The organism is Rhodococcus sp. NPDC057014 (assembly GCF_042673295.1).
Lineage (GTDB): Bacteria > Actinomycetota > Actinomycetes > Mycobacteriales > Mycobacteriaceae > Rhodococcus_F.
Genome location: NZ_JBHUSF010000051.1, coordinates 1 through 14,643 on the forward strand (window position 1 = coordinate 1; position 14,643 = coordinate 14,643).

The 14,643-nt window shown below is 66.9% G+C and carries 16 protein-coding genes; 11 read left to right on the forward strand and 5 right to left on the reverse strand.

Annotation, left to right across the window (positions count from 1 at the left end):
• Both ACFTZB_RS13245 and ACFTZB_RS13250 read right to left on the reverse strand, forming a co-directional pair.
• Positions 1 to 240, reverse strand: a 240-nt coding sequence (locus ACFTZB_RS13245) for a hypothetical protein (protein WP_378432117.1), incomplete at its 3' end; no start/stop codon positions are given.
• Between the two features lie 97 nt (positions 241 to 337).
• The gene (locus ACFTZB_RS13250) at positions 338 to 1,843 is read right to left on the reverse strand and encodes an ATP-binding protein (RefSeq protein ID WP_378432118.1); all 1,506 of its coding nucleotides are present in this window, start codon (positions 1,841 to 1,843) and stop codon (positions 338 to 340) included.
• Between the two features lie 199 nt (positions 1,844 to 2,042).
• Between ACFTZB_RS13250 and ACFTZB_RS13255 the strand changes: the two genes are divergently transcribed.
• From ACFTZB_RS13255 to ACFTZB_RS13285, 7 genes are read left to right on the forward strand one after another with little or no spacing between them, the layout of a single operon-like run.
• Positions 2,043 to 3,206: an acyl-CoA dehydrogenase family protein gene (locus ACFTZB_RS13255; protein ID WP_378432119.1), complete on the forward strand. Its 1,164-nt coding sequence runs from the start codon at positions 2,043 to 2,045 to the stop codon at positions 3,204 to 3,206.
• A gap of 28 nt (positions 3,207 to 3,234) precedes the next feature.
• Positions 3,235 to 3,612 carry a hypothetical protein gene (locus ACFTZB_RS13260; protein WP_378432120.1) on the forward strand — a complete coding sequence of 126 codons (378 nt, stop codon included), beginning with the start codon at positions 3,235 to 3,237 and terminating at the stop codon, positions 3,610 to 3,612.
• 5 nt (positions 3,613 to 3,617) lie between these two features.
• Positions 3,618 to 4,118 (forward strand): nuclear transport factor 2 family protein, encoded by a 501-nt coding sequence (locus ACFTZB_RS13265; RefSeq protein ID WP_378432154.1) that lies wholly within the window; start codon positions 3,618 to 3,620, stop codon positions 4,116 to 4,118.
• Positions 4,118 to 5,413 (forward strand): Rieske 2Fe-2S domain-containing protein, encoded by a 1,296-nt coding sequence (locus ACFTZB_RS13270; RefSeq protein ID WP_378432121.1) that lies wholly within the window; start codon positions 4,118 to 4,120, stop codon positions 5,411 to 5,413. Before ACFTZB_RS13265 ends, ACFTZB_RS13270 begins: the two co-directional genes overlap by 1 nt.
• Entirely contained in the window at positions 5,403 to 5,906 is a 504-nt protein-coding gene (locus ACFTZB_RS13275) for an aromatic-ring-hydroxylating dioxygenase subunit beta (RefSeq protein WP_378432122.1), read from the forward strand. Before ACFTZB_RS13270 ends, ACFTZB_RS13275 begins: the two co-directional genes overlap by 11 nt.
• A 28-nt stretch (positions 5,907 to 5,934) precedes the next feature.
• Positions 5,935 to 6,675, forward strand: coding sequence for an SDR family NAD(P)-dependent oxidoreductase (locus tag ACFTZB_RS13280; protein ID WP_378432123.1), 741 nt, complete (start codon positions 5,935 to 5,937; stop codon positions 6,673 to 6,675).
• Positions 6,676 to 6,719: 44 nt separating this feature from the next.
• Entirely contained in the window at positions 6,720 to 7,679 is a 960-nt protein-coding gene (locus ACFTZB_RS13285) for a PDR/VanB family oxidoreductase (RefSeq protein ID WP_378432124.1), read from the forward strand.
• A gap of 6 nt (positions 7,680 to 7,685) precedes the next feature.
• On the opposite strand, the gene ACFTZB_RS13290 is transcribed toward ACFTZB_RS13285, so the two are convergent.
• On the reverse strand, positions 7,686 to 8,306 hold the full coding sequence (locus ACFTZB_RS13290; RefSeq protein WP_378432125.1) for a response regulator transcription factor: 621 nt from the start codon (positions 8,304 to 8,306) through the stop codon (positions 7,686 to 7,688).
• 225 nt (positions 8,307 to 8,531) lie between these two features.
• On the opposite strand from ACFTZB_RS13290, the gene ACFTZB_RS13295 reads away from it, so the two are divergent.
• The 4 genes from ACFTZB_RS13295 to ACFTZB_RS13310 are packed head-to-tail and all read left to right on the forward strand — an operon-like array spanning position 8,532 to position 12,246.
• Positions 8,532 to 9,125 (forward strand): flavin reductase, encoded by a 594-nt coding sequence (locus ACFTZB_RS13295; RefSeq protein WP_378432126.1) that lies wholly within the window; start codon positions 8,532 to 8,534, stop codon positions 9,123 to 9,125.
• Between the two features lie 2 nt (positions 9,126 to 9,127).
• Positions 9,128 to 9,421 (forward strand): DUF485 domain-containing protein, encoded by a 294-nt coding sequence (locus ACFTZB_RS13300; protein WP_378432127.1) that lies wholly within the window; start codon positions 9,128 to 9,130, stop codon positions 9,419 to 9,421.
• Between the two features lie 6 nt (positions 9,422 to 9,427).
• Positions 9,428 to 10,978 carry a cation acetate symporter gene (locus ACFTZB_RS13305; protein WP_378432128.1) on the forward strand — a complete coding sequence of 517 codons (1,551 nt, stop codon included), beginning with the start codon at positions 9,428 to 9,430 and terminating at the stop codon, positions 10,976 to 10,978.
• The gene (locus ACFTZB_RS13310) at positions 10,975 to 12,246 is read left to right on the forward strand and encodes an amidase (protein ID WP_378432129.1); all 1,272 of its coding nucleotides are present in this window, start codon (positions 10,975 to 10,977) and stop codon (positions 12,244 to 12,246) included. Before ACFTZB_RS13305 ends, ACFTZB_RS13310 begins: the two co-directional genes overlap by 4 nt.
• 97 nt (positions 12,247 to 12,343) lie before the next feature.
• On the opposite strand, the gene ACFTZB_RS13315 is transcribed toward ACFTZB_RS13310, so the two are convergent.
• Positions 12,344 to 13,306 (reverse strand): helix-turn-helix domain-containing protein, encoded by a 963-nt coding sequence (locus tag ACFTZB_RS13315; RefSeq protein ID WP_378432130.1) that lies wholly within the window; start codon positions 13,304 to 13,306, stop codon positions 12,344 to 12,346.
• A gap of 11 nt (positions 13,307 to 13,317) precedes the next feature.
• Complete coding sequence (gene paaK, locus ACFTZB_RS13320) at positions 13,318 to 14,616, reverse strand: phenylacetate--CoA ligase PaaK (RefSeq protein ID WP_124394706.1); 1,299 nt, start codon at positions 14,614 to 14,616, stop codon at positions 13,318 to 13,320.
• Positions 14,617 to 14,643: the final 27 nt, after the last annotated feature.

Below are 14,643 nucleotides of genomic sequence, written 5' to 3' on the forward strand. Positions count from 1 at the left end.
GTACTCGCTTCCGTCGGCGCTGATTCCGCGTTGCCAATCGGTGGTCCGGCGCAGGTTCGGCTCGACGCGCGCGGTGGCCGCGTCGGCGCCGTCCGGTCCGTCCTCTCGCACCTGCCAGTGCACCCAGTTCACTTCGTTGCCGTGCTCGTCGTGCACGAACAGGTCGACGTGATGCCAGCCGTAGCGGTGGGTGTCGGCGTAACAGGTCAGGAATGTGCGGTGGTGATGCGAATAGTCCACGAGGTACCTCCGGGGCCGCGGTGGTTTTCCCATAACGCTAGAACCGGATCGTGCTCAACGGAATCCAAGAAACCTTTAGCCTGTGAGTGTTGGTCGCTCAGCGGTCCGGGGCGACCGGCAGCGTGAACGTGAAGACCGCCCCGTGCGGATCGTTCTCGCGTGCGGTGATCGTCCCGCCCTGGCGGGTGATGATGCGGTGGCTCAGCGCAAGTCCGATTCCGTGGCCCGTGGACTTCGAGGTGAACGCGCCGTCGAAGATTCGGCCGTCCGGGACGTGCGAGAGACCCTTGCCGTGGTCCTCGACGCTCACGACGCCCTCCGTATTGGTGGCCTCGGTGCGGACGGTCACGATGCGGTCGGCGGCCGGCCATTCCGCCATCTCGTCGATGGCGTTGAAACACAGGTTCAGGACGACCTGCCCGGTGAGCACCCGCTCGCACACGACGGCGACCGGTTCGGGCGCGCGGAGGTATTCGACGTGAACGCCCTTCTGCCGCGCGCGGATGTCGGCGAAATACGCGCATTCGTCGACGATGTCGTTGAGGTCGACGATCTGCTGGGACTCCTCGAGTTGCGTCACGTATTCGCGCAGGCTCCGGACGATCTGATTGGCCCGGTCGATCTGCTTGCGCGCCTCTCCGAGGCCCCAGCTCACCTCGTCGCGACTGCTCTGCCCGTCACCGAGGCGGCTCTGCGTTCCGGCGATGAAATTGGTGGCGGCCGCGAGCGGCTGGGCCAGCTCGTGTGCGATGGCCATGGCCATGTCGCCCATCGCGTTGTAGCGGGCCAGGTAGTTGAGGTATTGCGAGTCCCGCTCGTGCTCCTGCTCGGTGCGGACGTGCTCGGTGACGTCGTGGAAGAGCAGCAGGTGCCCGCTCAGATCATTCTCGATCGCGATGTGCTGGCAGCTTCCCGCGTGCCAGCGGCGCTCCTCGGCTGTCAGTTCCACCTCGTAGCGCAGGCTTTGGGAACCCCCGTCGGCGGTGGTGAGGTCCAGGGCCCGCCGCACGCTCTCCCGTGACTGCCCCGCCCGGCAGAACTCCGTGAAACGTTCGCCGACAAGCGATGCCACCGGGACCTTCAGGAGTTCGGAGGCCGCCTCGCTCGCATACGTGATGCGGCTGTCGTCGTCGAGGACGAGGATGCCTTCGGCCATGTTCCGCAGGAACGCGGCCAGGCGGGCCTCGGTGCGGCTGAGATCGGCCTCGGTGCGCGTGAGGTCGCGGCGCATCGACGTCTCCTGCTCGATGTCGCGGAACTGCACCATCACCACGGTCCGGGCGCTCAGCTCGACCCGGATCGCGATCGCCTCCGTCAGGACCTCCCGCCCGCTCTTCGCGCGATACGCCCACTCGGTGACCGCCGCCCCGTTGTCGACGGCCTCCTGCAGCCACCGCCGTCCCACCGACCGGCGGTAGCGCTTCGCCGGGGAACTCATGTCGGGGGCCTTGAGCGGTTTGAGTTCCTCGACCGTGAACTCCAGCAGTTCCGACGCGGCCCTGTTGGCCCAGAGGATGTCCTTGGTCGCCGCATCGTGGACCAGGACGCAGTAGCGGAGCGACTCGACGAGTTGTTCGTAGTCGGACGGCGCGAGATCGGACAATGCGGCCTCCTTGGGCTCACGTCGAGTCTACTGAGCGTGCAGACCGCGGACACGATAGGGAATTCCTTTACTCCGAGGCGACATCTCTGCACGTGTGCGGGAGGAAGCACCGATTGAGTGATGCCCGCCACCGCAATAGCGTGGAACTCGACACGAAACACGCCCCACCCCTTCTACTTCGCGTCGATCGGAGTATTTGATGACCACCACCGCACCGACCCTCGACACGACGGGCACCGCCGCGAACGGGACGCTGTCGTTCGAGGACGTCCTCGAGCACGTCGCACTGCGGCGGGAAGAGTTCGCAACACAGAAGTTCGTTCCCCGCGACATGATCGACGAGTTCAAGCAGGTCGGCATCTACCGCGCCGCGACCCCCCGGCAGTTCGGCGGCGATGCACTGCCCCCGAGCGAGTTCCTGCGGATGATCGAACGAATCTCCGCGGTGGACGCGTCGGCGGGCTGGGTCGCGAGTTTCGGCTCCGCCCTCGTCTATCTGGCGGCGCTGCCCCTCTCGACGCAGGCCGAGTTGTACAAGGACAGCCCCGACCTCGTCTTCGCCGGCGGCCTGTTCCCGGTGCAACCCGCCGAACAGGTGCCGGGCGGCCTGAAGATCAGCGGGCAGTGGAAGTTCGCCAGCGGATGCAAGGGCGCCGACATCCTTGGTGTGGGCATCCGCGGCGGCGACTCCACCGCGGGGAAGCCGCGCACTGCCCTGCTGTGGCCGAAGGACGTCGAGATCGTCGAGAACTGGGACGTGGTCGGTCTCTCGGGAACTGGCAGTCACGAACTGAAGGTCGACGGCGTCGTCGTGCCCGAGGACTGGACGTTCATCCGCGGCGGAACCCCCACCGTCGACGAACCCCTCTACCGCTATCCCTCCATCGCGTACGCCGCCCAGGTGCTGGCCGTCGTCAATCTCGGGGTGGGACGCGCGGCGCTCGACTACGCGATCAAGGTCGGCGCGGGACGCACCGGGATCACCGGAGCGCCCAAACTCGCCGACCGCGCCTACTACCGTATCGACCTGGCCAAGGCGGAGGCGACGCTGCGGTCCGCCCGCGCCTTCTTCTACGAGGTCACCGACGAGGCATACGCCACGGTGGTCGCCGGCGATCCTGTCCCGGAAAAGCTTGCGGCACTTCTCCGCCTGTCCTCGACCCACGTCGCGAAGGCGGGGGCGTCCGCCGTGCACACTGCCTTCCAGTTGTCGGGCACCGGCGCCATTTACGACGGCAACGCCATGCAGCGGTACATGTGCGAGGCACTGGTCCCGCCGCAGCACGCCTTCCTCGGCGACGGCATCTACGACAGCGCCGGTGCGGTGCTCATGGACATCCCGCCGTTCCCGGGCTTCATCTGACCACCCGTTTCGAATCGAGGAGATCATCGTGAGCGACACCAAGACCGCACCGCTGCGTGTGCTGTTCTGCATCGGCATCAATCAGAACTTCTTCGACCTCCCGACCGGCCAGGGCGGCCTCGTGTGGAAGGCGTTCTCCGGGATGATGGACGCGCTGGCCGAGACGCCCGGAGTCCGAGTGGTCGGGGACATCGACGACGACAGCCACATGGTCGGACCGTCGGACGGCTGGCCGTGGACGTGCTACATCCTCGCCGACGTCGACACCCAGCAGACCGTCAAGGACGTCTGCAACCTGTTCCGCACCACCACGGTCGGCGAGTACACGCTGTGGCGCTACGCGAAGATCGAGGCCCGCATCGGCCGCGCGCTCACCGTCCGCGAAGACGTCGACCTCGGCGTGTGAGCGACATGCACCGTGCGAGCGCGTCCGAGCGCATCGAGAAGCGCGAGGCCGTTCACCGGGTGATGTGCCGCTACATGGAACTGTGTGACGTTCCGTCCGTGCAGTTCTCGGCCGAGGAACTCGGCTCCCTCTTCACCGCCGACGCGGTGTGGGAGGGCGTCGGCCACGACTATGCGCAGAAATTCGGCAGGCGGCAGGGCCGCCGGGAGATCGTCGGAATGCTCACCGCGTACCTTCCGCCGAGCTCTCATTTTCGCGGCAATGTGCACCTGCTCGGCAACGAGCAGATCGACGTGGACGGACCCGCCGCGCAGGGGCGGTGGGTCATGCAGCAGCTGTCGCGGTACGAGGACGAATCGGCCGAATTGCTCGTCGCCCGCATCACCGCCGAGTGCGAAGTCCGGGACGGCACCGCCCGGATCAGCCACTTCACGACCGAGAAGCTGTTCGCCACCCGCCTCGACGAGGCACCGCGACTGCTCGAATCGAATGGAAAGAGAATGTGATGACCACTTCGCTGGATCCCACAGACACCGGCCTCGCGGAAACCGACTTCGCGGACCTCGTCACCGACGACCGCGTGGACGGATCGCTGTACACCGACCCCGACATGTTCGAGGCCGAACTCGAGCGAATCTTCTACCGCACCTGGGTGTGGGTCGCCCACGAGAGCGAGATCCCCGAAGCCGGAAGCTTCAAGATGGCGACCATCGGCAGGCAGCCGGTGATCGTCAACCGCGACCGCAAAGGAAATTTCAACGTCCTGCTGAACCGGTGCCGCCACCGCGGGGCCAGCGTCTGCGAGGTCCCCAAGGGCAAGGCGAACGGGTTCACCTGCCCGTATCACAGCTGGTCGTACGCCCTCGACGGGCGGCTGCGCGGCATCCCCTACCCCGACGGCTACGACGAGGACCTCGACAAGAAGGATCTCCCGCTGCAGAGCCTGCGGGTGGAGTCGTACGCGGGCATGATCTTCGCCAGCTTCAACCCCGACATCGAACCCCTCGACGACTTCCTCGGCGACGCGAAGGTGTGGATCGACCTGTTCATGAAGCAGGGCGCCGGCTACCCGATCAAGACCCAGGGCGAGCACTGCTTCCGCTTCCGCGGCAACTGGAAGATCCAGTTGGAGAACACCACCGACGGCTACCACTTCCCCATCGTGCACCGATCCTGGATGTCCTCCGTCGACGCCGAAACCGCCGACATGCTCTCCTTCATGACCGACGACAACGCCGTCACGCACGCGCTCGGCAACGGCCACAGCGTCGCCATCATGGTCCCGGAGCACGTCGACCTCGACCACGACGACGGCACCGAGAAGATTCAGGCCCGCTTCGACCACATCGTCGAGGAACTGTCGAAGACGATGCCCGCCGACCAGGTCCGCCGCATCGTCCGGTCCATGCACGGCGCCGGGTTCAACCTCAACATCTTCCCCAACGTCGCGATGTCGATGTCGTTCTTCCGGGTACTGCGCCCGATCGCGGTCGACGAGACCGAGATCCGGCACATCGCCCTCGGCATGGACGGCGGACCCGAGATCGTCAACCGTGAACGTCTCCGCATCCACGAACATTTCCAGGGCCCGTTCGGTTTCGGCAGCCCCGACGACTCCGAGGCCTGGGACCGGGTGCAGCGCGGCTCCCGCGGCGCACCCGGAATGCCGATCATGGTGAACCGCGGTCTGGGTCGTGAAGCACTCGACAGCGACGGGCACCGTACCTCGCACGTCACCGACGAAACCGGAATGCGCGAGGCGTACGCAATGTGGAAGAAGATGATGACCGATGAGCACTGACCTCCTGACGATCGCACTGTCCGACACCCGGGTACTGCAGGCGATCGAACTCGTCTGGCACGAAGCGGCCCTGCTCGACGCCAAGGACTACCAGACCTGGGACGCCCTGTGGACCGGCGAAGGCCGGTACGTCATTCCCATCGACCCGGACACCGACGACTTCGACGGATCGCTGAACATGGTGAACGACGACACCCGTATGCGGCGCATGCGGATCGAGCGCCTGACGTCCGGCTACTCGATGTCGGCCCTCGCCGCCGCCCGCACCGTCCGTACCGTGTCCCGCTTCACGGTCGAGGACCGCACCGACGACTCGATCACGCTGAAGTCCGCGCAGATCCTCGTGGGCTTCAAACGCGACGACCAGCAGACCCTCGCCGCCGACGTCACGCACCGCATCCGCTACACCGAGGACGGCCCACGGCTGGACCTGAAGGTCATCCGGCTCGTCAACTCGCAGGCCGCGGTCAACGCCTCCGGCTACCTCCTCTGACCTTTCCCTCCAGAAATAGGAGTTCGACATGGATCACGTCGCAGTAGTCACCGGAGCCGGACGCGGACTCGGCGCCGCCATCGCCCGCCTGTTGCACGACCGCGGATATCGCGTACTGGTCGCGGACATCGACGAGGCCGCCGCGAAAGAGACTGCGGTGAGCCTGGACTCCTCCGGGAACACCGCCGTCGCCGCCGCCCTCGACGTCCGGAAGAAGTCCGACTTCGAGTCCCTGCGCGACCGCGTCGTCGACCTCTGGGGTGGGGCGGACGTTCTCGTCAACAATGCCGGCCGTTCCCAGACCGGCTCGTTGATGGACATTGCGCCGGAGGAATTCTCGGACATCGTCGAGATCAACCTCAACGGCGCGTTCCTCGGCTGCCAGGTGTTCGGAAGTCACTTCGCCGAACGCGGCTACGGCCGCATCGTCAACATCGCCTCGCTCGCCGGCCAGAACGGCGGCACGGCGACCGGCGCCCACTACGCGGCCGCGAAGGGCGGCGTCGGGACGCTGACCAAGGTCTTCGCCCGGGAACTCGCACCGTCGGGTGTCACCGTCAACGCGGTGTCGCCGGGACCGCTGGACCTGCCCGTGGTGCGCGAGACAGTGCCCGCGGACACACTGGCGGCCATTCTCACCACCATTCCCGTGGGCACACTGGGGTCGCCCGATTTCATCGCCGAGACGGTCGCCCTCCTCGCGTCCCCGGCCGCCGCGTCGGTGACCGGAGCCTGCTGGGACGTCAACGGCGGCCTGTACATGCGCTGACCCCCGCTCGAGGGCGACGGGTCGCAGCACCGGAGGAAATCACCATGAGCATGTTCACTGTCACGGTCGCGGAGATCGTCGAGGAAACGCCGGACATCAAGTCGTTCCGGCTGGTCCGGACGGACGGTTCACCGTTCGACCCGTACCCTGCGGGCGCCCACATCGACATCCTCGGACCCACCGAGGTCCTCACCCAGTACTCGCTGTGCAGTCCGCCGCACGAGTCCGAATCGTATGTCGTCGCCGTCAAACGCGAGACCGGTCCGCGCGGCGCCTCGGCCGCGCTGCACGATCACGTGACGACCGGCAGCGAGTTGCGGATCAGCGGGCCGCGGACACTGCTCACGCTCGCCGAGGGTGCCGATCGGCACATCCTCGTCGCGGCGGGGATCGGGCTGACGCCGATGCTGAGCCTGGCGTTCGCGTTGCATCGGCAGGGACAGCGATTCGACCTGCACTATTTCGCGCGAACGAGGGCGCAGGCCGCGTTCGTCGACCTGCTGGAGAATGCGGATTTCCGGCAAGACGTGCACCAGCACTTCGGCCTCACGCGGGACGACCAGTTCTCGGCGCTCGAGAAGATCCTGGCGGGCGCGTCCGCCGCCACCCACGTCTACACGTGCGGCCCCGAAGGTTTCATGGATCGGGTGCGCCTGCTGGCGGAACCTGCGGTCGGCGAGGACGCGGTCCACTTCGAACACTTCGAGGCGGCGACGCCTGCCGCGACCGAGTCGGACACGGCGTTCGAGGTGGAACTCGACACGGGCGAGGTGTTCGAGGTGCCGGCCGGAAAATCCATCGCCGACGTACTCGAAGAGAACGACATCGAGATCGACACCTCGTGCCGGGAAGGGATCTGCGGCACGTGCGTGATGGACGTGCTCGAGGGCGAACCCGACCACCGGGACAATTGCCTCACCAAGAGTGAGAGAAAGGCGGGAGACAGAATTGCCGCGTGTGTGTCGCGCGCGAAATCCGCGCGACTCGTCGTCGAGCTTCCCTGAACACTGTCAGGTCACGGAAAGTCCGGCCTGCAGAATGTCGCGCACGAGAACCGCAATGCTTTCTGCTCCGGTCTTTTCCTTGATACGCGTGCGATGCACGTCGACGGTCTTCACGCTGATACCCAGTTCTTTGGCGATGTTCTTGCTCGGCAGCCCGTCGAGCACGAGTGCGAGAATTTCCCGTTCCCGCATCGTCAGCGCGTCGATCCGCCCCTGCAGTTCCGTTCGGTTGCGTCGCTCGCCGAATCGCTGCCGCGCGACCCGGAGCGCATCCTGGATCACGTCGAGCATGTGCTGCGGGTCGTAGGGCTTCTCGATGAACGTCAGCGCGCCCCGCTGCAGTGCCCGCACCGACATCTTGATGTCGCCGTGGGCCGACACGAAGATGATCGGAATCGGGGATTCGTCGGCGAGGAGTGTCTCCTGGAGCTGGAATCCCCCGACTTCCGGCATCCGGACGTCCAGGACGAGGCAGGCCGGGATGTCGCGGCGGTACTCCTCGAGGAACGACTGCACCGAGAAGTAGTACTCCGACGTGATGTTGACCGAATCGAGCAGCCACGCAAGCGATGCGCACAACTCTTGATCGTCGTCGACGATGTAAACCCGTGTTTCTTGCTGCTCCATCGAATCCTGCCTCGCACAGATGGCTTGCTTCCCCGTCCAGTCAACACCGACCGTAACGGAAGCGACAGGCAACTGAAGAAATCCCCTACCCGGATACGCGACTTCCTGCGAGAAAGTAGCGTCGCCGCCAATGTTCCAGCGCACGAGCGCGTCATATCCTTCTGTGCAGGATCGCCGGCGCCACGTGGTGACACGACATCCCGTTCCGACTCACGGAGGCTGAAAATGCCCGAACTCACTCCTATCCAATCGAACTTCCGCACCGCCATGGCGAATCTGCCCGCCGCGGTCAACATCGTGACGACCGACGGCCCCGCCGGGCGCTGCGGAATGACCGTCACCGCCGTCTGCTCGGTGACCGACTCCCCTCCCACAGCTCTCGTGTGCATGAACCAGAACAGCGCGATGCACAACGTGTTCCGGGAGAACGGCCGAGTCGGTATCAACGTGCTCTCCGGCGACGACGAGGAGCTGGCCATGCATTTCGCGGGCGCGACGAAAGTGGCGATGGCGGACCGCTTCCAGTGGGACATCTGGGAGGAGGACACCGACGACGGGGTTCCGATCCTGCGCGCCGCCCATGTGGTGCTCGCGGGCCGGATCGCGGACACCGAGACCGTCGGATCGCATTCGGTGATGTTCATCGAACTCGACCGCGTCCAGGCGCGCGAACAGGGCGACAGCCTCGTCTACTTCCAGCGCAAATTCCACCGTTTGTCGGTCCCGGTCGAGTCTCCCGACTGGCTGTTCTACGACGAATGGTCCGATCCGATCACCGTGACACCCGCCCTCGTTCCCGCCGCAGCCGGAGGTAGATAGACATGGACACCTCGCCACCTCGAGAACGACTCCCGCAGGGCTCCGACCTGCAGGAGCTCGCAGACACCCGTGCCGCCTTGGCGTTTCGTCTCAGCGCCCTGGTGCTCGCCCTGTTCCTTCCCCTGCCGATCCTCGGCGGGTTCACCTCACTGCTGGACGGCGTCGTGTTCAGCGGCGTCACCGTCGCGTGGCTCTACGCCGTCGCGCAATTCGTCGTCGCCATCGTCGTGGCCCGGTACTACATGGCGCGTGCCGCCGAACTCGACGCCCGAACCGCAACCCGGGCGAAAGGATAACGCGCCGTGAATCTCGTCTCCGCATCACTGTTCGCGGCGCTCGTCGCCGTCACCCTGATGATCACCGCGTGGGCATCCAAACGGAACAAGTCGGCCGCCGACCACTACGTCGCGGGCGGCAGTCTCACCGGTCGCCAGAACGGCGTCGCGATCGCCGGCGACTTCATCTCTGCCGCCTCGTTTCTCGGCGTCACCGGTGCGATCGCCCTGACCGGTTTCAACGGCTTCTATCTCGCGGTCTTCGTGCCCGTCGCGTTCGTTCTCGCGATGTTGCTGATCGCCGAACCGCTGCGCAACCTCGGCCGCTTCACGCTGGCGGATGTCCTCGCCACCCGCTTCCCCGGCAAGGACGTGCGCTCGATGATGGCGCTCAGCACGGTGGTGATCAGCGTGGTCTACCTCGTGTCGCAGTTGGTCGGTGCCGCACTGCTCGTGTCGCTGCTGTTCGACCTCGACTACGCCGTGGCCGTGCTGATCATCGGAACACTCACCACCGCATACACGCTCGTCGGCGGGATGCTCGCCACCAGCTGGATCCAGATCATCAAGACCGGCCTGCTCATGGTGTGTGCCGTCGTGCTGTTCGTCCTCGTGCTGGTGCGCTTCGATTTCAACCCCTTCGGCCCGTTCAGCACCGCGCTCGCCGAATTCGGTCAATCGTTCGTCGCACCGCAGCGCACGTCGGGCGCGGCGTCGTTCGACCAGTTGTCGCAGACCGTCGGCCTCGTTCTCGGCGTCCTCGGCCTGCCGCACGTGATGATCCGATTCCTCACCGTCCCGAATGCGAAGCAGGCGAGAACGTCCGCCTACACGGCGATCTGGATCTTCTTCGCCTTCTACCTCCTTGTTCCTGTGCTCGGCTACGGCGCCGCCAAGCTGGTCGGGGTCGAGGTGATCAAGTCCGAGAACCGCGGCGGCAACCTCGCGGTCGCGCAGCTCGCGGAAACCGTCGGCGGCGGGGTGCTGCTGGCGTTCGTCGCGGCCGTGGCGTTCGTGACCATTCTGGCCGCACTGTCCGGCCTGGTGATCGCGACGTCGGGTGCGATCGCACACGATCTGTACGGGCAGGTGATCCGTAACGGTTCGGTGTCGGCGAAGGCTCAGCACCGCGCGGCCCGGGTCGCGACCGTGGCGACCTGCGTCATCGGTGTCGCCATCGCGTTCGCGGCGCAGAAGCAGAACGTCGCGTTCCTCGCGTCGCTGGGAATGTCCATCGCCGCGTGCGCGAACCTGCCTGCGCTGCTGCTGACCATGTACTGGAAGCGCATGACGGCCCGTGCCGTCATCTCCGGCATCGTCGTCGGGCTGGTGCTGTCGATCACCGTCATCCTGCTCAGCCCGGTCGTCCAGGGGCCGGACTCCATCCTCGGATTCTCGAACCCGGCACTCGCCGTGGCGCCCATCTCGCTGGCTGTGTCCGTCGTCGTCGCACTGCTGTCGGCGCCGTCCGGGGAGACCAAGGCACGGGCCGACCGCCTCTTCTCGGTGATGCGCACCCGGGCGCTCACCGGACAGACCGCGACGGAGAACGACGACACGATGGCGGCGATGCAATGAAGACGGAACTACGGTCACCACTTCGGGACCTGGTCGAACAGCTGTCGGCGGGTTCGACGACGCCGATCGACGTGGCGGACGCGGCACTCGCACAGATCGCGGACCTGGATCCGGCAATCCACGCCTGGACCCACCTCGATCCCGACGCGGTGCGGTCTGCGGCCGCCCGGATCCAATCCAGCGACCCCGGTGGCGTGCTGTGGGGTGTTCCCGTCGGCGTCAAGGATCTGATCGACGTCGCCGGCATGCCGACGCGCTGCGGCAGTGAGCTGCGGAGCACAGAACCCGCGTCGACGGACGCCGACTGTGTGGCGCGTGCGCGCGCACTCGGCGCGCTCCCGGTCGGCAAGACCGTGACCACCGAGTTCGGGTACTTCAAGCCCGGCCCCACCCGCAATCCGCGCGCCGTGGACCACACCCCCGGCGGGTCGTCGAGCGGCTCGGCGGCCGCGGTGGCCGCGGGCATGGTGCCGCTGGCGTTCGGCACGCAGACCGCGGGGTCGCTGACCCGGCCGGCGTCGTTCTGCGGAGTTGCCGGTTTCGTCACCGCCCACGGCGAACTCCCGACCGCAGGCATCACCGGATTGAGTCCCCGGCTCGACACGGTGGGGCTGCTGGCACGCACGGTGTCCGATCTGCACTTCGCGTGGACGGCGCTGCGCGACGGCACCCGGGCACCCGCTCTCGAGCCTTCCGCGCCGCGTCGGCTCCGCCTGTGGAGTGGGTTCGAACTCGGCGAGGTGTCCCCGGACATGACGGCGGCGCTCAGGACCACCGCGGGTGCCGCGCAGTCGGCGGGCGTCCGGTGCCGTGAGCTGGATGCCGCCGCGGCCGTCGTCGCGCTGACGGAACACCACCACACGGTGATGGCTTACGACGCCGCCCGGGAACGCGCCGTCGAGGCGGCGCAGCCCGACAAGATCAGTGCACCCCTCGCCGAATTGTTCACCGCGGGAGCTCAGACCACCGAGGCGCAGTACCGCGCCGCCCTGTCCGGAATCGCCGACATCCGGGGGTTGCTGCTCGCGGCGCTGGACGAGGACGAGGCCGTCCTCGGACCCGCCGCACTCGGCGCCGCTCCCCGCGGCCACGACGCGACGGGCACGCCGGTGCTGAGCCGGCCGTGGCAGGCAATGGGCCTGCCGGTGGTCACGATCCCCGGCAAACACGACAGCGCGGGCCTGCCCCTCGGATTACAGCTGATCGGGCGCCCCGGCGCCGAGCAACGCCTGTTCGAGACGGCGGCGTGGCTGGAATCCGTGCTCTGACAACGCTCACGGACGAGCGAGTCGCCCTCCACACGTGAGTGGGAAAGTGTGTTCCGGCACGCTTTCCCACTCACGTGGGGGGGAGCCGGCGCCGCCGTCACACGCTGATCGACAGGAGTTCCTGTTCGCGGAAGGCTCGCGGCGACACGCCGTACGTGTCCTTGAACAGCCGCGAGAAGTGCGAAGAGTTGACGAGACCGTGCCGGGCACAGATGGTTCCGATGCTCTCGCCGCGAAAGCGGACGTCCTTGAGATCGCGGCGGCACTTCTCGAGCCTGCGGTGACGGATCCACCCGGCCACTGTGTGCCCGTCCGCCTCGAACATCTTCTGCAGGTGCCGCGTCGACACATGGTGGTGGGACGCCACCGTGGCGGTGTCGAGCGCGGGGTCGTGCAGGTGCGCGTCGATGAACGACTTCACCCGGAGCAGCAGTGTCGCGCCGGGAGCGGTGGCGTCGGCCGGTGCTTCCGCCTGCACCGCGGCACTGAGCAGGTCGACGACCGCGTCCTCGACGAGGGGGGTCGTCGGCATCGTGCCGGTTACGACGGAGTGGTGGAGGTTCGTCAGGAATGGCGATACGAGCGCGCCCATCCCGGTGCTGCCGCGGATGCGGCGCGCCGACACCGTGCCCAGTTCCCGCGAGGCGATGCGCAGCAGTTCGCGGGGAAACATCAGCACGAACATGCTGAAGTCGCCGGCGAAGTGCAGGTCGTACGGCTTGCTGGTGTCGTAGACGGCGAAATCGCCGGGCCCGAGCACGGCCTCACGGTCGTCCTGGACGATGACGCCGCGGCCCGACAATTGCAGGCCCACCTTCACCAGGCCGGGGTCGGACCGCTTGATGGACGTGCGGGTCCGCCGGACGTCCACCGCCCGTCCCCCGACCTCGCTGAGCTGCAGTCCGCCGAGCGCGGTGGTGCGCAGGGTCCCGGTGAACGTGGCCTCGCCGTCCTCGGCGGTGGACACCACGGCGAGCGGGACGAACGCCGTGGAGACGGCCTGCCGCCAGTGTTCGAACTGGCCGTCGTCGTGACGCGCGTGTTCACCACCGAGACGCACCTTCGATCACCTCACAGAGCGGAGCGGTTGTCGATCAGTCGCCGTGCCTTGCCGAGCGACCGCTCCAGTGCGCCGGAGGCCACCACGTCCACCTTCACGCTCACTCCGATGCGGTTCTTGACCAGCTTCTGGAGTTCGGCGGCGGAACGGGGGTGATCGGTGGCGGACGCGTCGGGGCGGGCTTCGACTCGTACGGTCAGTTCGTCCATCCTACCGGGGCGGTCGAGGATGCACTGGAACTGCGGGGCCAGCGCGGAGACGGTGAGGATCAGTTCCTCGATCTGGGTGGGGAACAGATTCACCCCGCGCAGGATGATCATGTCGTCGGTGCGGCCGGTGACCTTCTGCATCCGCCGCACCGACCGCGCCGTGCCCGGCAGCAGGCGGGTGAGGTCGCGGGTGCGGTAGCGGATGATCGGCATGGCCTCCTTGGTGAGCGAGGTGAAGACGAGTTCGCCCTCCTCGCCGTCGGGGAGCACCTCCCCGGTGACCGGGTCGATGATCTCCGGGTAGAAGTGGTCTTCCCAGATGTGCAGGCCGTCCTTGGTGTCGACGCATTCCATCGCGACACCCGGGCCCATCACCTCGGACAGTCCGTAGATGTCGACGGCGTCCATGTTCAGCTGCTTCTCGAGTTCGGTGCGCATCTCCTCGGTCCACGGCTCCGCCCCGAACACCCCGGTCCGCAGCGACGTCTTCGACGGGTCGATGCCCTTCTTGATCATCGCGTCGACGATCGTGAGCATGTACGACGGGGTCACCATGATCGCGTCCGGTTCGAAGTCCTCGATCAGCTGGATCTGCCGGTCGGTCATGCCCCCGGACATCGGGATCACCGTGCAGCCCAGACGCTCGGCGCCGTAGTGCGCGCCGAGGCCGCCGGTGAACAGGCCGTACCCGTACGCGACGTGCACCTTGTCGGACGGCTTCACGCCACCGGCCCGCAGGCTCCGGGCGATCAGGTCGGCCCAGTTGCTGATGTCGTTCGCGGTGTACCCGACCACCGTCGGCCTGCCCGTGGTGCCGGACGAGGCGTGGATGCGGGAGACCTTCTCCTGCGGCACCGCGAACATCCCGAACGGGTAGTTGGCTCGCAGGTCCGCCTTCGCGGTGAACGGGAACTTCGCCAGATCGGACAGGTCCTTCAGGTCGCTCGGGTGAACGCCCGCGTCGTCGAACGCCTTCCGGTAATGCGGAACGTTGGTGTACGCGTGGAGAAGTGACCACTGCAGACGTTCGAGTTGCAGCGTCGAGATCCGGTCGCGCGTGGCGAACTCGATGTCCTGCGAGGGGGTGGCGATACTGGTCATTCTAGTCTCCGGGATGGGCGGGCTGGG

Excerpts from the sequence above, each read along its gene's own strand:
- ACFTZB_RS13255 (WP_378432119.1), top strand. The coding sequence starts at position 2,043 with ATGACCACCACCGCACCGACCCTCGACACGACGGGCACCGCCGCGAAC.
- ACFTZB_RS13265 (WP_378432154.1), top strand. The coding sequence starts at position 3,618 with ATGCACCGTGCGAGCGCGTCCGAGCGCATCGAGAAGCGCGAGGCCGTT.
- ACFTZB_RS13270 (WP_378432121.1), top strand. The coding sequence starts at position 4,118 with ATGACCACTTCGCTGGATCCCACAGACACCGGCCTCGCGGAAACCGAC.
- ACFTZB_RS13275 (WP_378432122.1), top strand. The coding sequence starts at position 5,403 with ATGAGCACTGACCTCCTGACGATCGCACTGTCCGACACCCGGGTACTG.
- ACFTZB_RS13280 (WP_378432123.1), top strand. The coding sequence starts at position 5,935 with ATGGATCACGTCGCAGTAGTCACCGGAGCCGGACGCGGACTCGGCGCC.
- ACFTZB_RS13285 (WP_378432124.1), top strand. The coding sequence starts at position 6,720 with ATGAGCATGTTCACTGTCACGGTCGCGGAGATCGTCGAGGAAACGCCG.
- ACFTZB_RS13290 (WP_378432125.1), bottom strand. The coding sequence starts at position 8,306 with ATGGAGCAGCAAGAAACACGGGTTTACATCGTCGACGACGATCAAGAG.
- ACFTZB_RS13295 (WP_378432126.1), top strand. The coding sequence starts at position 8,532 with ATGCCCGAACTCACTCCTATCCAATCGAACTTCCGCACCGCCATGGCG.
- ACFTZB_RS13300 (WP_378432127.1), top strand. The coding sequence starts at position 9,128 with ATGGACACCTCGCCACCTCGAGAACGACTCCCGCAGGGCTCCGACCTG.
- ACFTZB_RS13310 (WP_378432129.1), top strand. The coding sequence starts at position 10,975 with ATGAAGACGGAACTACGGTCACCACTTCGGGACCTGGTCGAACAGCTG.
- paaK (WP_124394706.1), bottom strand. The coding sequence starts at position 14,616 with ATGACCAGTATCGCCACCCCCTCGCAGGACATCGAGTTCGCCACGCGC.